Source organism: Alteriqipengyuania sp., assembly GCF_964222115.1.
Classification (GTDB): domain Bacteria; phylum Pseudomonadota; class Alphaproteobacteria; order Sphingomonadales; family Sphingomonadaceae; genus Alteriqipengyuania.
The window spans coordinates 95,550-115,586 of sequence record NZ_CAXQBM010000022.1 but is presented as its reverse complement, the minus strand read 5'-3'; the positions used below and the strand labels follow the sequence as shown (position 1 = coordinate 115,586).

At 62.7% G+C, this 20,037-nt stretch carries 19 protein-coding genes and 1 tRNA gene; 6 read left to right on the top strand and 14 right to left on the bottom strand.

Annotated elements, in window-relative coordinates; genetic code table 11:
- Positions 1–74: 74 nt before the first annotated feature.
- Both ACEQXE_RS04060 and ACEQXE_RS04055 read left to right on the top strand, forming a co-directional pair.
- Entirely contained in the window at positions 75–1,376 is a 1,302-nt protein-coding gene (locus ACEQXE_RS04060) for a dicarboxylate/amino acid:cation symporter (protein ID WP_370177661.1), read from the top strand.
- 37 nt (positions 1,377–1,413) lie between these two features.
- Positions 1,414–2,028 carry a superoxide dismutase gene (locus ACEQXE_RS04055; protein ID WP_370177660.1) on the top strand — a complete coding sequence of 205 codons (615 nt, stop codon included), beginning with the start codon at positions 1,414–1,416 and terminating at the stop codon, positions 2,026–2,028.
- Positions 2,029–2,099: 71 nt separating this feature from the next.
- On the opposite strand, the gene ACEQXE_RS04050 is transcribed toward ACEQXE_RS04055, so the two are convergent.
- The 3 genes from ACEQXE_RS04050 to ACEQXE_RS04040 are packed head-to-tail and all read right to left on the bottom strand — an operon-like array spanning position 2,100 to position 4,078.
- Positions 2,100–3,290 (bottom strand): AI-2E family transporter, encoded by a 1,191-nt coding sequence (locus tag ACEQXE_RS04050; protein ID WP_370177659.1) that lies wholly within the window; start codon positions 3,288–3,290, stop codon positions 2,100–2,102.
- 27 nt (positions 3,291–3,317) lie between these two features.
- Positions 3,318–3,938: a sigma-70 family RNA polymerase sigma factor gene (locus ACEQXE_RS04045; protein ID WP_370177658.1), complete on the bottom strand. Its 621-nt coding sequence runs from the start codon at positions 3,936–3,938 to the stop codon at positions 3,318–3,320.
- Positions 3,935–4,078 carry a NepR family anti-sigma factor gene (locus tag ACEQXE_RS04040; protein WP_370177657.1) on the bottom strand — a complete coding sequence of 48 codons (144 nt, stop codon included), beginning with the start codon at positions 4,076–4,078 and terminating at the stop codon, positions 3,935–3,937. The genes ACEQXE_RS04045 and ACEQXE_RS04040 overlap by 4 nt, the downstream gene beginning before the upstream one ends.
- Positions 4,079–4,310: 232 nt before the next feature.
- Between ACEQXE_RS04040 and ACEQXE_RS04035 the strand changes: the two genes are divergently transcribed.
- Positions 4,311–5,996: a CHASE domain-containing protein gene (locus ACEQXE_RS04035; protein ID WP_370177656.1), complete on the top strand. Its 1,686-nt coding sequence runs from the start codon at positions 4,311–4,313 to the stop codon at positions 5,994–5,996.
- Between the two features lie 74 nt (positions 5,997–6,070).
- Here ACEQXE_RS04035 and ACEQXE_RS04030 read toward each other — a convergent pair whose 3' ends face one another.
- The 10 genes from ACEQXE_RS04030 to ACEQXE_RS03985 all read right to left on the bottom strand — a co-directional run bounded on the left by ACEQXE_RS04030 (position 6,071) and on the right by ACEQXE_RS03985 (position 16,181).
- Positions 6,071–6,871, bottom strand: coding sequence for a response regulator (locus ACEQXE_RS04030; RefSeq protein ID WP_370177655.1), 801 nt, complete (start codon positions 6,869–6,871; stop codon positions 6,071–6,073).
- 321 nt (positions 6,872–7,192) lie between these two features.
- Complete coding sequence (locus tag ACEQXE_RS04025) at positions 7,193–7,618, bottom strand: response regulator (RefSeq protein ID WP_370177654.1); 426 nt, start codon at positions 7,616–7,618, stop codon at positions 7,193–7,195.
- 79 nt (positions 7,619–7,697) lie between these two features.
- Entirely contained in the window at positions 7,698–8,855 is a 1,158-nt protein-coding gene (locus ACEQXE_RS04020; protein ID WP_370177653.1) for an N-acetyltransferase, read from the bottom strand.
- Between the two features lie 25 nt (positions 8,856–8,880).
- Positions 8,881–9,612, bottom strand: coding sequence for a sterol desaturase family protein (locus ACEQXE_RS04015; protein ID WP_370177709.1), 732 nt, complete (start codon positions 9,610–9,612; stop codon positions 8,881–8,883).
- A 236-nt stretch (positions 9,613–9,848) separates the two neighbouring features.
- Positions 9,849–10,313 carry a GNAT family N-acetyltransferase gene (locus ACEQXE_RS04010; protein ID WP_370177652.1) on the bottom strand — a complete coding sequence of 155 codons (465 nt, stop codon included), beginning with the start codon at positions 10,311–10,313 and terminating at the stop codon, positions 9,849–9,851.
- A 59-nt stretch (positions 10,314–10,372) separates the two neighbouring features.
- Complete coding sequence (gene lptG, locus ACEQXE_RS04005; protein WP_370177651.1) at positions 10,373–11,470, bottom strand: LPS export ABC transporter permease LptG; 1,098 nt, start codon at positions 11,468–11,470, stop codon at positions 10,373–10,375.
- Between the two features lie 11 nt (positions 11,471–11,481).
- The gene (locus ACEQXE_RS04000; protein ID WP_370177650.1) at positions 11,482–12,705 is read right to left on the bottom strand and encodes an LptF/LptG family permease; all 1,224 of its coding nucleotides are present in this window, start codon (positions 12,703–12,705) and stop codon (positions 11,482–11,484) included.
- A 93-nt stretch (positions 12,706–12,798) separates the two neighbouring features.
- The gene (clpS, locus tag ACEQXE_RS03995; RefSeq protein WP_370177708.1) at positions 12,799–13,146 is read right to left on the bottom strand and encodes an ATP-dependent Clp protease adapter ClpS; all 348 of its coding nucleotides are present in this window, start codon (positions 13,144–13,146) and stop codon (positions 12,799–12,801) included.
- A gap of 241 nt (positions 13,147–13,387) precedes the next feature.
- Complete coding sequence (locus ACEQXE_RS03990; RefSeq protein WP_370177649.1) at positions 13,388–14,233, bottom strand: phasin family protein; 846 nt, start codon at positions 14,231–14,233, stop codon at positions 13,388–13,390.
- Positions 14,234–14,342: 109 nt separating this feature from the next.
- Positions 14,343–16,181, bottom strand: coding sequence for a PHA/PHB synthase family protein (locus tag ACEQXE_RS03985; RefSeq protein WP_370177707.1), 1,839 nt, complete (start codon positions 16,179–16,181; stop codon positions 14,343–14,345).
- 212 nt (positions 16,182–16,393) lie between these two features.
- Here ACEQXE_RS03985 and ACEQXE_RS03980 point away from each other — a divergent pair, with 212 nt between their 5' ends.
- On the top strand, positions 16,394–17,581 hold the full coding sequence (locus ACEQXE_RS03980; protein ID WP_370177648.1) for an LL-diaminopimelate aminotransferase: 1,188 nt from the start codon (positions 16,394–16,396) through the stop codon (positions 17,579–17,581).
- 149 nt (positions 17,582–17,730) lie between these two features.
- Positions 17,731–18,909 carry a crotonase/enoyl-CoA hydratase family protein gene (locus ACEQXE_RS03975; RefSeq protein ID WP_370177647.1) on the top strand — a complete coding sequence of 393 codons (1,179 nt, stop codon included), beginning with the start codon at positions 17,731–17,733 and terminating at the stop codon, positions 18,907–18,909.
- Between the two features lie 121 nt (positions 18,910–19,030).
- On the opposite strand, the gene ACEQXE_RS03970 is transcribed toward ACEQXE_RS03975, so the two are convergent.
- Positions 19,031–19,810 (bottom strand): acyl-CoA thioesterase, encoded by a 780-nt coding sequence (locus ACEQXE_RS03970; protein ID WP_370177646.1) that lies wholly within the window; start codon positions 19,808–19,810, stop codon positions 19,031–19,033.
- Between the two features lie 144 nt (positions 19,811–19,954).
- Here ACEQXE_RS03970 and ACEQXE_RS03965 point away from each other — a divergent pair.
- Positions 19,955–20,028 (top strand) — tRNA-Cys (locus tag ACEQXE_RS03965).
- The last annotated feature ends 9 nt before the right edge of the window (positions 20,029–20,037 follow it).

The window sequence follows — 20,037 nt, the reverse complement described above, 5'->3', positions numbered from 1 at the left end:
TTGCTTGTGGTCTCTACCGATGCGGGCCTGCTTGTGAACGTGCAGGCGGACCGAGGGAAGGGGGCAATATCAGCTTGTCGGCATCTGACACCACCACGCCTACCCGGCTCGTGACGCTGAAGCTGCCTGTCTGGTGGACTTTTGGCGGGCTCGTGTGCGGGTTGATAGCAGGGTCCCTGCTGGCAGGGCGCCCCTTTGCCGATGCTGTGCTACCCTTCAGCGAACCTGTCGGGACACTATGGCTGCGCGCCTTGCAGATGACCATTATCCCGCTGGTTGCTGCGCTGCTTGTGCTCGGGATCACGCAGCTGGCCAGCGCGGCACGGGCCGGGGCAACTGCGCGGCGCATGCTCGCCTTCGTGGCACTGGCCCTGGTGTTCAGCGGGCTGGCGACGATCATCGCCATGCCCCTGCTGCTCCAGGCCGTCCCGCCGCCAGCCGGCGCGCAGAGCCTGCTTGCAGCGGACGTAGAGGCGCAACAGGTCCCGGGCCTGTCCGACTTTTTCCTCTCGCTCATCGCGCCCAACATCATCGCGGCGGCGGCCGAAACCGCGATGCTGCCGCTGACGATATTCTTTGCCCTGTTCGCCGTCGCCATCACGCGCCTGTCGCCCGAGCAGTCCGCGATCCTGCGCAGCTTCTTCGAAGCGGTCGCCAATGCCATGCTGCTGGTGATCGGCTGGGTCCTGTGGCTGGCCCCAGTCGGTGTGTTCGCGCTGGCCCTGGGCGTGGCGGTGCGCGCAGGCGGCGATGCGGCGTTCCTGACCCTGCTGCACTATATCCTGACCGTGTCGGCGATGGGTGGGATCGTGCTGGTCGCCGCCTATTTCGTCGGGATGCTGCGCCATGGCCCGTCGAGTTTTGCGCGCGCGATGCTTCCGGCACAGGCAGTTGCGATTTCCACCCAGAGCTCGCTCGCCAGCCTGCCTGCTATGCTGGCGACTGCACGACGTCTGGGCATCGGGGAGAACGTGGCGGACTTTGTGCTTCCGCTGTCGGTGGCGATCTTCCGTGCGACGAGCCCGGCGATGAATCTCGCCGTAGCGATCTATGTCGCGCACCTGTTCGGGATCGAACTGAGCGTGCCCGCCATGCTTGCCGGGCTGGCGGTGGCCTTCGTGATCTCCATCGGATCGGTCAGCCTGCCCGGTACGATCAGCTTCGTGGTGTCCATCGGGCCGATCGCGCTGGCGATGGGCGTACCGGTGGAACCGCTCGCGCTGCTGGTTGCGGTCGAAATGCTGCCCGACATCATGCGCACGCTCGCCAATGTCACCGCCGATGTCGCGCTAGCAGGCGCAACCGACCGCGCCGCCCCCGAAAATGGGGCAGAAAATCTTGCAACGGATAGCGCGCCCGCGCGTTCGGAAATGTGAAAGCTAACCCAAACCCAAATAACGGGAGACACCAAAAATGGCCTTCGAAGTAACCCCGCTACCCTACCCCGATACCGTTCTTGCCCCTGCGGTTTCCGCCGAGACGCTTAGCTACCATCATGGCAAGCACCACAAGGCGTATATCGACAAGACCAACGCAGCGATCGAAGGCACCGACCATGCCGACAAGTCTCTGGAAGAGGTCATCGCGGCGGCCCGCGGCAGCGACCAGGGCCTGTTCAACAATTCCGCGCAAAGCTGGAACCACGGCTTCTACTGGCATTCGATGGCAGGCGAGGAATCCGCGCCGTCGGACGAGCTCAAAAGCATGATCGACAGCGCCTTCGGCTCGCTCGATGGCCTGAAGGAGAAGCTGCAGGAACGCGGTGCCGGACACTTCGCCAGCGGCTGGGTGTGGCTGGCCGAAAAGGGCGGATCGCTGACCATCGAAGAAACGCACGATGGCGATACGCTGGCCGATCAGGACGGGGTCAACCCGCTCCTCGTGATCGACCTTTGGGAACACGCCTATTATCTCGACCACCAGAATGCGCGTCCTTCCTACCTGAAGGCGGTGACCGGGGATAAGTTGAACTGGTCCTTTGCGAGCGAGAACCTCGCCCGCGGATCGACCTGGAAATACCCGAACTAAGGCGCGAACAACCGCCACATGAAAGGGGCTCGACCGGAAGCGGTCGGGCCCTTTTGCTATCCGGGTGTGTGCTAGGCTGGCCGGGTGTCTTCGGCGGACGTTACCTCGCCTTCTTCGATCAGCGGCGTCTGGAACAGCGGCTCGCCAAAGATGAAGCCGAGCAGGTTGGGCCGCCCGACATGGTCGAAGAAGGCGGTCAGCATCAGCAGGATCGGAACCGAAAGCAGCGCACCGATCGCGCCCCAGATCCATGTGAAATAGGAAAAGGCGAGCAGGATCATCACCGGGTTCATGGTGAAGCGGCGGCCCAGGATCGCGGGCGTGATCGCGTTCGCCTCGAACACATGGAGGATCACATAGGCGACGGGCGGCACCAGCCCGAGAAATACGGTGTCCGCCGTGCCGAGCCCAAAGAGAGTGAGCAGCGCTGTCATCGCCACCGGCCCGATATAGGGGACGAAATTGAGCAGGGCGGCGAGCCCACCCCACATGATCGGCGCGGGCAGGCCCATTGCCCACGCACCCAGAGCGACGACAATGCCGACGCCCAGATTGATCCAGGCAACCGTCAGGATGTAGACCGCCACCCGATCCTGCACTTCGCGCAGGACACGCGCTGCCTTGACGCTGGTGCCGAAACTGGTGCGACCGAACAGGATATTGCGGCGCACCCGCCCACGCGCTTCGATCATGAAGAAGGCCATCAGGAAGGTCAGCATCACTTCCAGCAGCAAGACAGGCGCGCTGATCGCGACCTGCTGGAACACCGAGGGGCCGGCCAGAGTGACCTCGTTGCCGCCCGCTCCGCCGAACAATTCGGCAATACGCTGGTTGGCGTTAGCCAGCCACGCGAACTCCGCCTGCAATTCCTGGAACCGCATGCCGATCTGCTCGATCAGTTCGGGCAGGCGATCGAACAGCGAAAAGGCCGGTTGCAGGATGGCGCCGAATGCCAGCACCACGATGCCGAGAAAGATGAGCAGCGACAGCACAGAGGCCAGCATGTTCGGCACGCCCCACGAGGACAGGCGATCTGCCAACGGGGCGAGCAATACCGACAGGATTACCGCCGTCGTCACCGGCAGGAACACTACCGATCCGATCGAAAGCACGAAGGGCAGGGCGAGGAACAGACCGATGCCTAGCAGCAGGACCAGCGTGCTCAGCAGCCGCAGCTCCTGTTCGGCAAGCAGGGTACGTTTCTTGGAGGCGACGCTTTTGGGTCGACGCTGCGGCGTCGCTGCCCCCCCGGGATCGTTCACGGGGCGGCACTCCGGTTCGGGCGCGGGTCAGTTGCGCCCATTGGTCGGTTCGGCAAGGCCGTTGCCCGCGGCCACATCGTCCAGCTCTTCCAGGATGGCGCGATGCGCAGTCTCGTCTTCGATCGAGCGCTGGGGGATGTCCCCTTCGGACAGCATGGCATTGAGCGCAGCGCGAGCCCGGCCCACGCGGCTCTTGATCGTGCCGACCGCACAGCCGCAGATATTGGCCGCCTCTTCATAGGAAAAGCCGCCCGCGCCAACCAGCAGCAGCGCTTCGCGCCGTTCGGGTGGCAAGGTCAGCAAGGCGCGGTGCATGTCCGACAGGTGGATCGGCTCCTCCTGACCGGCTGGTGCCGTCAGGATGCGTTCCGCGACATTCTCGTCATATTCGCCGCGAAAGCGATTGCGGCGCATGTCGGTCAGATAGGCATTGCGTAGGATCACGAAGGTCCATGCCCGCATGCTGGTGCCAGGCTCGAACCGCTCCTGCGCGGCCCATGCCTTCATGAGTGTTTCCTGCACGAGATCGTCCGCCATGTCGGGGCGTCCGCACAGGCCGCGCGCGAACGCGCGCAGATGAGGCACGACTTCGGTCAGCTCGCGCTTGAACTCGACCGGGTCCGCTGCCGGCGCAGGGAGTGAACTCATGCTGCGCCCCCGCCAGCCGCATCGTCGTTTTTCGGCTCGTCCAGCTGCGCGAGCAAGTCCTTGAAACTGTCGGGAATTGGTTCGTCCACGACCGAGTCGTACAGATTGCGCAAGCTGTCCGCCCATTGAGGTTTGCTCATCGGGTCGTCCTTGCCGCCCACTGCCCGACCGGAGTGGGCTTTGCTATGTGAATTGTTTTTGTCGTCCATGCCTGTTGGCTACATGGGCCTTCGGTTGCCGAAACCCAAGCCTACCCTTCCCAAAATCGATCCAAGATAACAGGAACGTTGCGCGATGCTCGTGGTTCCCTAGGAAACCGAACAGATCATTCGCCGCATCGCGTGCGGGGATAGCGACAGTAGTGGGGCAGTCTTGGCGTCCGAGAACGCATTCCAGACACGGCGATTCAGGCGATGGCTGATCCACTATCCGCGCGCGGTCCCGGTGGTGATCTTCCTGCTCATCACCGCGATCACGACGCTGAGCGTGTTTGCAATCGAACGGGGCGAGCGCGAACGGGAGCGGGCGGTACTGGACGAAACCGCCCAGGTCATCGCATCCTCGCTCGACCGGCGCGTCAATACCAGCGGGTCCTACCTCATCGCCGGGGCATCGTTGATAAGCACGCTGGAACGTGTGCCTGCCGACCTGTTCCGTCGCTTCGCGACCGAATTGCGACTCGATGCGGATTATCGGGGCGCGGAAGGAATCGGCTGGGCACCGATCGTGCCGCGCAACCAGATCCCTGCGTTCGAGCGTCTGGTTTCCACCGAGATGGGCGTCGATTACACGATCGCACCACCGCCCTCGGGAGACAGCAAATTCGCGGTCCCGGTAACCTTCTTCGAGCCGATGACGCAGCTCGATCCCCGCGCGTATGGGTTCAATATGTACTCGCAGGGAGCCCGCCGCGAAGCGATGCAGGAGGCGATCCGCACCAACCGGCCCACGGCGACAGGCCCCGTCGTGCTCGTCCGCGACCGCAAATCGGGGCGCAAGGGCTTTATCGTCTACATGCCGGTCTTCGAACCCGAGACCAGTGACGAGCGTATTCGCGGCTTTGTCTACAGTCCGTTCAATGCGCAGGATTTCCTCGATTCGGTGCTGACCCGCGAGGTTGTGGGGCGACGCGGTGTGCGTCTCTTCGACGGTGACCCGGTGCCCGCGAACCTCATCGCCACCCACGCGCCGGAGAAGCCGACCGGAAATGTGACGCAGCTCGAGGTCCGCCTCGCCGACCGTCCCATGGTGGTGGAGGTGGAATCCGCGCGCGGCGATGCCTTGTCGCTGCTGTCCATGATCACTCTGCTGTTCGGGATCGCGGTCGCCAGCTTGTCAATGCTGGTGGCGCGATTGCTGACCCAGCAGGCCCATGAAGACCAGGCGGCTCTGAACTTCTATGCCGAGCAGAATTCGATCCGCAACTCGCTGACGCGCGAATTGAATCACCGCGTCAAGAACACGCTCGCCAATGTTCTCTCGATCGTCGCCCTGACCCGTCGCCGTGCCAATTCGCTGGAAGATTTCGCCACCGGACTCGATGGCCGTATCCGCGCACTGTCGGCGACGCACGATCTTTTGACCCAGTCGGAATGGGGCACCACGCCGTTGGAGGCGGTGCTGGAGGCGGAGCTGGCGCCCTATGTGGGCTCCGGGAATGCCTTGCTGGACTTCAGCGGCCCGGCAGTCGAACTCGCGCCCAATGACGCGCTGTCTTTCGGCCTTGCGATCCACGAGCTCGCAACAAATGCTTCGAAATACGGGTCCCTTTCGGTGGAAGACGGCAAGCTGTCTGTCAGCTGGACTCGGCTGCGCGACGATCTGGTCGAAGTGGTGTGGCAAGAGGCCGACGGCCCGCCGGTTGCGCAGGATCGTAGTCGCGGCTTCGGGACCGAACTGATCGAGAAAATTGTCGCGCACGAGCTGAAGCACCCGGTCGATCTCGAATTCGCATCCGCAGGTGTGCGATGCACATTGCGGGTGCCCATTCGCAAGCCGGCCGATTTCAGACTGCGCGCGCGCCGCAGCCAGTTGCGCGAAGCGCCGCCGACCCCCTGACCTTTGCCCGAGCGACAAAGAGAAAGGGCGCCGCAAACGCGACGCCCTTCGTACCTCTGCCTTGCGATTCGAGCCTATGCGGCTGCACTTTCGCTATGATTGTTGAAGAACAGCGCCTGGCTGATCGCCGCGCGTACCGTTGCTTCCTGGAAAGGCTTGGTGACCAGGTAGGTCGGCTCGGGCCGATCGCCGGTGAGCAGCCGTTCCGGATAGGCCGTGATGAAGATCACCGGCACACTGCCAATGCTGAGGATATCGTCCACCGCATCGAGGCCGGACGAACCGTCGGCCAGCTGGATATCCGCGAGCACCAGCCCCGGGGTGTTATTCGCGACAACCTCCTGCGCTTGCGTACGGGTGGCTGCCGTACCGCAGATATCGTGGCCCAACCCGCGGACGAGATCTTCAAGCTGCATCGAGATCAGCGGCTCGTCTTCGATGATGAGCACGCTGGTGGCGGACTCACGGTCGATCTCGGCGATAGCATCCTGCACCATCTTCTCCACTTCCTCTGGCGAGATTTCCATGATCTCGGCCGATTGCTCGATGGTGAAGTCTTCCAGAGTGGTCAGCAGCAATGCCTGCCGGTTGAGCGGGGTGACCGTTTGCAACCGGTCGGCCTCGACCTCGCCCGGGAGGGTGGCGTCGGCGCCGTTGTCGGACACCTCGAGATAGGCGCTCGACCAGACCTTGTTGAACGCGCGGTAGAGCGGCACTCGTCCGCCTTCCAGAGAAGCCTTCAGATCGTCATCGGCCAGTGCGGCCTCAAGCGTCGCCCGAACGAAGGCGTCGCCGGTTTGCTGCGATCCGGTCAGCGCGCGCGCGTAGCGACGCAGGTAAGGGAGATTCGCAGCGACATTTTCACCAATGGACATATATTCTTTCCCGTCTGAACCTTCCCCGCCAACGTGTGGCCTCTCGGGCGGTTCCGACACAATCGCAAGTTCTTCCGCCGACACGATGATGACGTCCGGATGAAAGCCGCGAAAATTTTTTCGATGTGCTCGGAACCCCCGCTCGGTTCGGGGCATTACCCCTATGTCACCGCCGAGACCCCCCTCCCGTCCAAGCGGCTGGTGATACGATCCCGAAGGCCTTCGTTCCGCGAGAAGCGGATCGAAGGCCTTTTTTTATGCGGTGGTCCACAATGCCGATGATCGATGCATTGCGGACGTGCGCTGCCGGCGATGCGGGATCTAGTTTCGTCTGAGCTTCTGCAGCAGCGAGCTTCGCCCACGCGTACCGACGTGCGCCAGCAGTTCCTCGAAATCATAGGGCTTGCTCAGGACCGGGCCCAGGTCGGCGATATGCTTGGGGATTTCCCCGGGCGATCCTGTGGCGAAAATGACCTTTGGCGCATCTGTGCCCAGCGCGCGAACCAGTTCGGCAATGGCCCAGCCATCGCCGCGATCTGCAAGGTGCACATCGAGGATGACGGTTTCGATCCGTCCGTCGCGCAGAGTTTCGGTCGCCTGAGCTGTGGTGGCCGCAATGGTCACGTCGCGCGCGCCCGCCGCCAGCAGGGCATCCTCCACCGCCAGCGCCAGAACGGCGTCGTCCTCTACCACCAGAACGGGGCCAATCTTGCGGGGCTTTGTGTCGGTTGCGCCATCGGGTGGCATTCAGGGTCGTCCTTCGCGAAAGCCATGCCGTGGCGGCAGGGTCAGCCTATCGAACGACGCTGGATGGCTTCGTGTTCCGCTATAAACTTTTCCGATAGATCACGTATTCGCGATTAATCCGGCTATCGATCGTGTCCGCGATGGCAACCATCCCCTGGTTGTCTTCGAGGATCCAGCCGATCTCGGCGCGTTTGGAGCCGAATTTGCCTACAGCATAACTGCGAATATCGCTGATCATCATGAAAGCGAGCTGGCTGGCGAGGCGGGAATTATGCAGCCGCTTGCGCACCCCCATCAGAGGCACACGCATGCCTGAACCTGTGGGTTTCTTCAGCCACAGGAGCGATTTTAGCCAGCCGAACGGGAACAGCTTGCCGCCGGTCTTCGCGAACAGGTCGTTCACGTCGGGCAATGTCAGCATGAAGGCGACAGGTTCGCCATCCAGTTCGGCAATCCGGTTCAGCTCCGGGTGGACCAGCGGCCTCAGGGCCTTGCCCGTATGGGCGACTTCTTCCTCGGTCAGGGGGACAAAGCCCCAGTTGTCCGACCAGGCATCGTTCAGGATTTCGAGAATGATCTCGATCTCGCTCTGATAATTGTCGAGGTCGACCTGCCGCATGCGGATGCGCGGATTGCGCTCGCCCGATTTGACGATCCGCTGTACGAGCGGCGGGAATTCCTGCGTGATGTCGAGATCGTAGGTATAAAGGCTCTTTGCCGGATCGTATCCGTGTCCGGCGATGTAGCCTTCGTATTCCGCCGGGTGATGGCCCATCAGGATCATGGGCGCATGATCCTGCCCGCGCACCAGCAGTCCGGGCTCTTCCCAGATCGACATCGAAATCGGGCCAAGCACTTGCGACATGCCTTTGGCCTTCAACCAGGCTTCGGCAGTGTCCAGCAGCGCCTTGGCCACGTCGCTGTCCTCTGCATCGAAATAGCCGAACATGCCGGTGCCCGGGCCCATACCCTGTTCGGGCGCGATGGTAAGGGCTAGCCGGTCGATATGCGCGCTGATCCTGCCGACCGGCTTTCCCGCGCGATAGGCGATGAACAGCTGGACGTCGGCATGGCTGAAGAACGGGTTCTTGTCCGGATGGACGAGTTCGATCTGCTCGGAACGCATCTGCGGCACGGAGTGCGGCACCTGCGCGGCGAAGCGGCGGCCCAAATCGACGAAAGCCGCACGATCGTGCGGTTTCGCCGCATCGAGCGACGAGACGGTAATGTCAGTCATTATATCCTTGCGATCAGGCCCCGGCTTATGCGGTGGCCTGGTCGTTTTCCTTTGTTAGGGCGCGGCGACGCGGATGGCCTGTGGCGATGCCGCCCGACAGCTCCTTCACCCACGGATAGTCTTTCGCGACCGTCTCGTCGTAACCGAGATTGAAGACGGTCTTCGAACGCTTGGCCCGATCTTTCTTCTGGTAATAGGTCCCCAGCAGGTGATCCCACCAGTAGTTGGTGATCCCGAAATTGCCGGTTTCGTCGAAATAGTGATGCTCGTTATGACGCTGCTTCATGTGCTGCACCCACTTCCACTTCGGCTTGAAGCTGAGGTGCTGGATGCAGTGCATGAATTCGTAATAGCAGGTCGTCAGCAGGCCTGCTGCAAACGCCATCGCCGCGCCACCGATGCCGCCGATCAGGAAACCGATCGGGAGGGTCGCGATCGCGATCGTAGGCAGGGTGGTGTGGAGGGCACCGAACAGCACCGAAAGGTCGTTCGGGTCCTGGTGGTGATCGTAATGGATACGCTTCCACGTCGGCGACAGCCACTTGTGCTTGTACATCCAGGTGCCGTGCAGCACGTACTGGTGCAGCAGGTGCCAGACCAGCGGATACACCATGACGCCTGCGGCAAATGCCGCGATGCTGGCGACCAGCCCCGCAGGCTGCCATGCGTAGACGCCGAAAGCAGCCAGCGCGAGCGCGAGGTAGGCCATGATCGTGTAGTGCTGGAAATAGGCCACCACCAACTCGCGCAGGGTCATGCGGTCGAGGTAATGGCGCCGTTTCCAGAACGGCAAATCGGCATCTGGTTTCGCAGTGTTCGTTTCCGACACGAGCAAAATTCCTGTTTTGCGTACTTAGAGAGCGATCCTACGCTTCTGGACGGATGATGCAATGCCGGACAACCGGCTGCTCCAACCCGAAGCAACAAGCGCGCTGCACTGCAGCATGTCGCCTGAACCGCGCGTGTACTTAGGGTTGGTTGCAAGAAAGTCAATCAAAGCGGGCGGATCATCCCGACCCGCGAACCGGCAGGCATGCCGTGCCGATATTCTTTATCGAGTTCGCTTTGGAGCCTCGGGTGGCTCGCCGGGTGGATGTCGGAAAATCCCATCCGTCGGTAAAAAGGCGCATTCCAAGGTATTTCGACAAAGGTAGTAAGCGTGATTGCGGTAAAGCCGGTGTTGTGCGCATCGATGAAGCAGGCCCGCAGCAAGGCCGAACCGACCCCTTGACCCTGCCAGTCGGGATGCACGCTGAATTCGTATACATGGAGTTCGCGCCCGAAGGGTTCGGTCACCAGAAATCCGATCAACGCGTCATTCGCTGCGGCCACCAGACAATGCCCGCGCCCGATATAACGGGTTAGGCGCTCGACCGGCACGGTGCCTTGGCCGGCAATGTCTTCAAACCCTTCAATTCGCTGGAACAAAGTACCTGCCGCATGCTCGATAGCGGGCATTGCAGGTGCGTCTTCGGGCCGGGCGAGGCGGATATGCCACGTGTCTTGCGTGGAACCACTCACTCTTCGGTGCGCACCAGCACGGTCTCGCCGATCAGCAGGAACAGGAAGAAGGGTGCCCACGCGGCGAGGAAAGGCGGATAGCCACCGAAATTGCCCATGGCGAGCGCGGCATTGTCGATCACGAAATAGGCGAAGCCAAGTGCCATCCCGATCAGGGCGCGCACGAAAAGCTGGCCCGAACGCGCAAGTCCGAAGCCTGCCACGGCGCCGAGGATCGGCATCAGCACTGCCGACAGCGGGCCGGATATCTTGTGCCAGTAATTCGCTTCCAGCTCGTCCGCATCGCGCCCGGCAGCCTTATAGGCGGCAATCGAATCGTCGAGCTGCCACAGGGGCTGCGCCGTCGGGTCGACCGATGCCAGTTCGACTTGCTGCGGCGTCACATCTGGCGCAACGACCAGCTCAAGCGGTTGCGCAACGCTTGCGGTGCCCACGGTAAAGATGCGCGGGTTCTGCATCGCCCAACCATTTGCCCCGCGAATAGCCAGGTCGGCATCGGATTGCTGCGTGATCTCGCCGCTGGGGCTGAAGCGGTAATAGGTGACATCGCGCAGGGTCGGCGCAGGCCCGCTGCTGTCGTAGCTGCGGGCAGTCAGGATATTGGGGCCATCGTCGAGGTAGATCACCCCGCTGGTTTCCGGCGTTTGCGGCAGCGCGCCGAACTCGGACTTCTCCCACACGTTGAGCTGTGCTGCGGACCGCGTCACGATGCGTTCGTTGAACGCAAAGCTGCCGAGCGCCACGACCAGAGCGGTCATGATCAGCGGCGCCAGCACCTGGTGTGCGGAGAGCCCTGCCGCCTTCATCGCAATCACCTCGCTGTTCTGGTTGAGCGTGACGAGCGTGATGATGGTCGCAAGCAGCACCGAGTAGGGCAGGAAACGCTGGATCAGGAGTGGCACCCGCAAGCTGGCATAGAGCCAAAGTTCGGCTTCGCTGTTGCCGGGGACGGCCAGGATCTCTCCGCTGGTGGAAAGCAGGTCCAGCATCATCAGCACCAGCACCAGCATCACCAGCACGGCGAGGATGCGCAGCGAAAACATCTTCGCGAGGTAGAGCGTCAGCGTGCGCGAGGGGAAAAAGTCGAGTGTCATCTAGCGGCCCGTCAACTTGCCTGCTCGGCGCGATAGGCATCGGCGCGGCGGCGGGGGCGGAGGATGCGGCCGATGCGCTTGAGGATCTTCGCAAAGGCATTTTCGAGCGCGCCGATCGGCTGCCCGCCGGGCATGTAGGCGATTTGCCAGAACCACCACAGGATCAGGCCGACAAGGACCGCGAACGGCCCCCATAGGCCCAGCACCGGGTCGATCCGGCCCAGCGCGGCGAAATCCTGCATGTACTGGTTGACCTTGTGATAGGCGACCACCAGCACCACCGCCACGAACACGCCCAGCGCGCTGGTCGATCGCTTGGGCGGGATCGCCAGTGCCACCGCGAGCAGCGGCATGAACAGCATCATCGCCAGCTCGACCATGCGATAGTTGAAGCTCGCCTGGCTGGCATTGCGCTGTGTCTCGCTCGAACTGTCACTCCACCCAATCCGCAGCAGTTCGGGCAGGATATATTCTGCCTCGCCTTCGCCACGCTGGCGGAAGCTCTGGATCGTGGGCAGGTCGATCGGCAGATCGTGCATGGAGAAACTGAGAACGCGCGGGCTCTGGCCAGCAGGGTCTTGCACGATAGTGCCATCGCTCAGGCGCAGGATGATCGTATCGGGATCGTCGTTGGTCGAAAGGAAGCGCCCCTCGCGTGCGCTGATCGAGAGGACCTGACCGTCCTCGGTCACGATCCGGGCAAAAATCCCCTCCAGCTGGCGGCCCGAATCCTCGCTCGATTCGATCCGCAGCGCCATCCGGTCGGCCAGGGTCGTGAACTCGCCGACCTTGATCGATGCGCCGAGCGCGCCCGATCGCAGATCGAACTGCAATTCCTCGTAGTAATATTTGGAGACCGGCTGGATGTAAAACACCAGCGCGGCATTGATCGCCATCAGCACGATAGTGATTGCGTAGGGCACGCGCAGCAGGCGGGTATAGCTGAGTCCGACGGCCCGCATCACGTCCAGTTCGCTGGACAAGGCGAGTTGGCGGAAAGCGAAGAGCGTACCCAGCAGCAGGCCCAGCGGGATCGCGAGGCTGGCATAGTCGGGCAGCAGCGCGCCCAGCATCTGGAACACCACGCCCACCGGGCCACCTTCGGTCGTCACGAAACGGAACAGGCGCAGCATCTGGTCGAGCACCAGCAGCGACGCAGCGAGCACGAACACGCCGAGCAGCGGAACAATGGTCAGGCGAAAAATGTATCGGTCGAGGCGCGAGTTGAAGGGCAAGAATGGTCCCGCGAGTGATTGGATGCTGTCCGGCGTCACGCCCTAGCGCCAAAGCAGGCCCGCGTCATCTGCACGTTTGTCGCTGCCCCGAACTTACGCCTTTTCGAGTGTGCACTGGAGAGGGTGCTGGTTCTGGCGCGCGAAGTCCATCACCTGGTTCACCTTGGTTTCCGCGACCTCGTAAGGGAATATCCCGCACACGCCCACGCCGCGCTGGTGCACGTGGAGCATCACCTGCGTCGCTTCGTCCAGGTCCATCCGGAAAAAGCGTTTGAGCACCATCACGACGAATTCCATCGGCGTGTAATCGTCGTTCAGCATCAGCACCTTGTACTGGCTAGGCTTCTTCGGCTTGGCGCGGGTCTTGGTTGCGATCCCGACCTCGGGCCCGTCCTCGGGAGGGCCGGAGCCGGTGCCGCCATCTTCGTCATTGCCCGCCATCGCCACGGCGCAGGCGCCGATTGCGGGCGTCTCCAAGACTGGTCGGGAAGGGGTGGCTGGTTGGCGCATCAGAAATCAATATCGCAATGCTTGGTCGATCCGCAAGGGATCGCGGTGGAGGGGCGGGCGAAAGCCGGTCTTGTACGAAACGGAAAAGAGGGCCGGACGATCCTGTCGCCCGACCCTCCTTTTTTCGTTGAACCCGACGTACGCTCTCGCTTGTCGGGAAAGCTGTCCGCAATCAGGCGGCGAGCTTGTTCATCTTGTCGACCGTTTCGCTCACGCGGCTGGTCAGCGGTGCGAAAGCTTCGTTGGTCAGCTTGATCCAGGCTTCGGTGTTCTTCGAGCCGGTCGCGATGGCGCTGTCGAACGAACGACGCACGATGTCGCCCTGCAGCTTGACGAGTTCGGTCGGCGATTTCGCGGCAGCCATCAGGCGCGCATCTTCGCTGAACTGGTCGGCAGCCTTGCGGCCTTCTTCAACGGCGTCGCGGGTCAGGTCCTGCATACCGGTGAAGAGGATCTTGCCGGCTTCGGCCATCGCTTCGGCGTTGGCGCGCTGAAAGGTGACCATTTCGCCGGTCATCTCGGTGCCCTTTTCGTACATGCCGGCGAGACGCGTCTGCATTTCGTGGGCCATGTCGGTGGCGATGTTCTTGGTGTCGGTCTTGGTAGCCATGGTGGTGTCCTTCGATACGGGGGGGGCAACGCGCTTGGCGCCGCCCGATTTGGTTGGGGTTTTCTTGAGGGTGGTCTTCTTGGTCGTCGTTTTGGCAGTGGCAGTCTTGGCCGGAGCCTTCTTCGCCAAAACCTTCTTGGCCGGTTTCGTCGCAGGCGCCTTGGTGGCGGGCTTGCCGGCGGTCGGCTTCTTGGCCGCAGCAGTGGTCGGCTTTTTCGCGACCTTCGCCTTGGCGGACTGCTTTACGGGAGGCTTCCTGGCAGGAGCTTCGGGTGCAGGAGCCGCAGCCTTCGCGGCATCCGTCCCGGCCGGAGCTGCCTTCGGCTGACTGTCGGACTTCGCGGCAACGGCGGTTTCATACGCCTTCTGCGCCGCGGCATCGCCCGTGTCGGATACTGTATCGGCCATGTGAACCTCGTGGTCTTTGCTGCAATGCACAAATACGCATAGCGACTGCGAGATTCAAGTCCTTTTTGTGCGTCGCACAAAACTGCCTTACGTTAGGGAAATCTGACCTTTAGCGCGACTTTACATAACGTCCGGGGGCAGGCTCGATAATCTTGTCCGCCTTGGTTTTACCTGGATGCCGTTTGCCGGTCGCGGTTGTTTCCTCGTCGTCGTGTGCACGGATCCAGTCGATCCAGTCGGGCCACCAGCTGCCCGGATGCTCGGTCGCGCCTGCGCGGAATTCTTCCAGCGTCTCGACGTCGTCGGCCTCGTTGATCCAGTACTGGTACTTGTTCGCACCCGGTGGATTGACCACGCCCGCGATGTGGCCCGATCCGGCGAGCACAAAGCGCATTGGCCCGCTGAAATGCTCGGTGATCTTCCAGACGCTGGTGGCCGGGGCGATATGGTCTTCCTTGCCCGCCTGCACATAGGTCGGCACCTTGACCTTGGTCAGGTCGATCGGGTGTCCCAGTGCCTTCAGCTTGCCCGGTTGCACCAGCAGGTTGTCTCGATACAGGTCCTGCAGGTAAGCGCGATGCCACTTCGCGGGCAGGTTGGTAACATCGCCGTTCCAGTGCAGCAGGTCGAAGGCGGTGTAGTCTTCCCCCAGCAGGTAGTTGCGGACAACATAATTCCAGATCAGGTCCTTGCCGCGCAGCAGGTTGAATGTGGCAGCCATGTAGCGCCCGTCGAGGAACCCGTCGCGCTCCAGACTCTGGATCGCGGCCATCTGCTGGTTGCCGATAAAGTGCAGCAGCTCGCCCGCGTCGGAGAAGTCGATCTGTGCGGTGAAGAAGGTCGCGCTCTTGACCTTGTCGATATCCTTCCTGTCGGCCAGCACCGCAAGCGTTGCGGCCAGCGTGGTCCCGGCTACGCAATAGCCGATAGTATGCACGTTTTCGACCTTGAGGCGCTTTCTCACATGGTCGATCGCCTCGATCTGGGCGGCGATGTAATCGTCCCATACCACGTCCTTCAGGGAGGCATCGGCGGACTTCCAGCTGACCATGAAGACGCTCAGCCCCTGGTCGACCGCCCATTTGACGAAGCTCTTCTTCTCGTTGAGGTCGAGGATATAGAACCGGTTGATCCACGGCGGGAAGATCACCAGCGGCACGCTCAACACTTTGTCGGTGGTGGGCGTGTACTGGATCAGCTGGAACAGGTCCGTTTCGTACACCACTTGGCCGGGCGTGGTGGCAATATTCTTGCCCACCTCGAACGCCTCCGGGTCCGAATGCGTGAGCTGCCCCTTCTGCAAATCGCGCAGCAGGTTCTCCATGCCCTTCACCAGACTCTCGCCACGCGTTTCCATGATGCGGTCGAGCACGATCGGGTTGGTTGCCGCGAAGTTGGCGGGGCTTAGCGCTTCGGCCATTGCCTGAGTGGCGAATTTCAACTGTTCGCGCTTACCCGGATCGACATGGTCCATCTTTTCGACCATCGCCATCACGCGTTCGGATAGGAGCAGGTAGGTCTGGTGAATCAGCGCGAAGACCGGCTGCTCGCGCCAGCGCGGGTCGGCAAAGCGCCGGTCTTCGCGGGGCAGTGCCGGTTCGTCTTTTTCGCCGGCCTCGTTTGCGCCCGGCAGCACCAGCGCCTGCCATAGCTGCGCACTTTCCGCCCACCAGCGCTGCTGTTCGGCAGGATCGGCGAAAGGGAGCTGCGCGGCCCAGTTCTCGAACATGGCGAACCATTTGGCAGGATCGCCCGCCATCATCTCGCCCGTCGCCTCGAGTGCATGGTTTTGGCAGAACTCGACCCACATGGTCTGCATACGGGTCGTGTTCTCGGCCCATTTCTGCAGGTCTGCCATAGGCGCCGTGGAAGACTTTTTACCGTCGCCCGATGCGTCGGCCAGCGGGGCGAACATCATCTCGGTCCAGCGCGCCTGCGCTTCCAGCATCGCGCTGAAGGGATCGTCCCCCGAAGAGCTGCCCGACGAACTGGACGAAGACTGCGTCACCGTAAGGGTCCTTTCCAAAAGCATGCCGTCCGGGTCGCGACCCCTCGAAGGCCCAGCGGGAAAATACTTCGCATCCTCTCAACAGGACCAATTGCACAGATGCGCCTACCGTTCCAGAAAGGAGCACTACGCCATCCCAGCGGGAGCCAAGATTGAGCGACGAGCAATTCTACCGGATGCGGCGCCTGCCGCCCTACGTGATCGCCGAAGTCAACGCGATGCGGCACGCCGCGCGTGCAGCGGGGCGCGACATCATCGATCTGGGGATGGGCAACCCGGACCGGCCGCCGCCCCAGCATGTGATCGACAAGCTGTGCGAGGTTGCAGGTAAGCCCAGCGCGCACGGCTATAGCCAGTCGCGCGGCATTCCGGGCCTGCGCAAGGCCCAGGCGAATTACTATGGCCGCCGCTTCGGGGTGGAGCTCGACCCCGAGCGTGAGGTGGTGGTGACGATGGGTTCGAAAGAGGGCCTGTCGTCGATGGCGACGGCAATCGTTGCACCGGGCGACGTGGTGCTCGCACCGAGCCCGTCCTACCCGATCCACACCTATGGCTTCATTATCGCCGGAGCCACCATCCGCTCCGTGCCGACCACGCCTGACGAGGCCTATTTCGAAGCGCTCGAGCAGGCGATGGCCTACACTTCTCCGCGGCCCAGCGTGCTTGTGGTCAACTATCCCTCCAACCCCACCGCAGAAACCGTCGACCTCGCCTTCTACGAACGGCTGGTCGCCTGGGCGCGCGAGAACCGGGTGTGGGTGCTGTCCGACCTCGCCTATTCCGAGCTCTATTACGACGGCAAGCCGACCCGATCGATCCTGGAAGTGCCCGGCGCAAAGGACATTGCGGTCGAGTTCACCTCCATGTCCAAGACCTATTCGATGGCCGGGTGGCGGATGGGATTCGCGGTCGGCAACCCGACGCTGATCGCGGCGCTGACCCGGGTCAAATCCTACCTCGATTACGGCGCGTTTACGCCGATCCAGGCGGCGGCCTGCGCGGCGCTCAACGGTCCGCAGGACATCGTCGAGGAAAACCGGCTGCGCTATCAGAACCGGCGCGACGTGATGGTCGAGAGTTTCGGCCGCGCCGGGTGGGACATTCCCGTGCCGCCAGCCAGCATGTTCGCGTGGGCTCCGCTGCCCCCGGGGTTCGAGGGTATGGGCAGCCTCGATTTCTCCAAACAGCTGTTGGAGCAGGCGGGCGTCGCGGTGGCGGCCGGGATCGGGTATGGCGAAGAGGGCGAAGGCTTCGTGCGGATCGCGATGGTCGAGAACGAGCAGCGCATTCGCCAGGCCGCGCGCAACATCAAGCGGTTCCTCCAACGTGCCAACGACTAGACAAGGCGCTCAGTAGCAAACTTTTATCATCCATTCCGGATTATTCTTTTTTTCCAATAACGTAGGCTTCGTGGCACTATGCTCGTCCGGGTGAAGACAGCGGGCGGCGGGGGCGCGTGCACGCAGCGCAGCAACTTATTGCGAGATGGATGGATGCGGGCCCGCTGCGGCTCGACCTGTTCCATCGCGACGCTGCCTATGAAGGGCGGTGGCTGGCGCTACATCCTCGCGAGTTCTCCTTGCTGTGGCGGCTGGCCGAAACACCGGAGCACACCGTCAGCCAGCGCGCCCTGCTGGCCGATGTGTGGCGCCTGCCTTTCGAGCCTGGCACCAACCGCGTAGCGGTCCACATCGCACGGCTGCGCCGCAAGCTGGAAGCGCACGGTCTTGACGCGATGATCGATACCGACGGACCCGGCTATCGCCTGATCCCCTGTCGAGCATCGCAAAGCGGGCTGGACAGCACGCCGGCCATGCGCAACCACGGGTGTCACCTGATCGAGGAGGATTGCGGCATGGCAACACAAGCGGATGAGAAGCGCGTCGAGAGCACGATGGGCGAGGATGGCGTGATGCATGTCCGCCTCAACCGGCCGGACAAGATGAACGCGCTCGACCCGGAAATGTTCGCCGCGATCATAGCTGCGGGCGAGGCCCTGATGGACCGCAAGGACGTGCGCGTGGTGGTGCTCTCGGGCGAGGGGCGCAGCTTTTGCGCCGGCCTCGACACCTCCAGCTTCGCGCGCACGCCCGATCCGGACGAGCCCAAGCTGACCGATCGCACGCATGGCGATTCCAACACCTACCAGCAGGTCGCCACGATTTGGCGCAAGCTGCCCATGCCGGTGATCGCTGCGCTGCACGGGGTGTGCTTCGGCGGCGGGATGCAGATTGCCAGTGGGGCGGATGTTCGCGTTGCGGCGCCCGATACACGCATGGCGATCATGGAAATGAAATGGGGCCTGGTGCCCGACATGGGCGGCTATCAGCTGTGGCGCGGGCTGGTGCGCGACGACGTGCTGCGTGAGCTGGTCTATACCAACCGTGAATTTTCGGGCGAGGAAGCAGTTCAGCTGGGCCTCGCGACCTTCGTGGCCGACGATCCGCTGGCCAAGGCGATGGAGATCGCGGCCACGATCGCTCAGCGCAACCCGGATGCGGTGCGCGCGGCCAAGCGGCTCCACAACCGGATGCATGACGAGAGCGGACCGGACCTGCTGATGGCCGAAAGTGTCGAGCAGGCGGGCGTGATCCGTCAGCCCAACCAGATCGAAGCGGTGATGGCGGGCATGGCCAAGCGCCGGCCGGAGTTCGGGGACGCGTCTTGATTTAGAAAGTTAACCCGCCGCCACGCCTCCTCATCCGGCCGCCATAGCCTGCTGGTATCTTTGGTGGCCGGGTGGGGAGGCGGGGCGGCAGGTCTGAACCGCTGTGAGGCGGAAAAGAGCCCTAACCAAAAATCGCCACGGCCTGCTGACCTGTCAGAACGAGCCGCCCATCCGCATTCCACAGGCGCAGACGCTCGCTCGAATAGCCGTGATCGGCATGATCGCTGGCGGTTTCCACGAGCCACCAGCCATCGCGTGTTTCCGCCTCCGGATCGAGGATGTTGATCGCCCAGTTCATAGAGCTCATTGGTCCGGGCCGCTCCATCACGCGCATGGCGCTGGGCGGATTGACGTCGCCCAGCAGAATCGAGCGGGCGACCGGATCGAGCCCGTCGTCATTCTTCAGGCGAACCCAGCGCCGCACGCTGGGCGCATCGCCGTGCCCCCCCGCGGGTGCGGCGCGGCGAATCTCAAGCTGGTGCTGGACAAAGGCGGGGCCCACGCCCTCCATCATCGGTTCGGCCTTTTCGACGGGGATCGGTGCCGGGCTTGCAGCCTGTGCGTGGTAGACGCCGTTGGCTTCGCGTGCGGTACCGAACAGCCAGAACGACGTCAGCGCTGGATTGCCATCGACCAACAGGTCGACGCGCACCTGAGTTACGTTGCGACCCTGCCGCATGATTTCGGTGCGAGGGGTCACTTCCGCACCCACGGGGGCCACAAAGGCGACTTGCGCAGATCGTAAGGGCGGCAATTCCGGGAAAGCTCGTATTGCAGCGGTGTAAGCCACCAGCGCGCTCGCCCCGCCATAAAGCGTTCGGCCCTGCATCCATTCCTCGGCGGGGAGAGTCACGGTCTCGCCATTCCCGGCGATCGGTTCGAGCATTGCGGTAATCGACATGCGTACGGCCTTAGACGAACCTTCCGTTAAGGGAAGCCTGCCGAGCTATAAGATGGGCCGAATGAAAAATGGAACCGAAAGACGATTGAACTGCCCCGGCCAAGCCGCTAGACGCCCCGCTTCGCGCCAAGCCCGCGCAAGTGGGGCCCGATGGCGGAGTGGTTACGCAGAGGACTGCAAATCCTTGCACGCCGGTTCGATTCCGGCTCGGGCCTCCATTTTCCCTT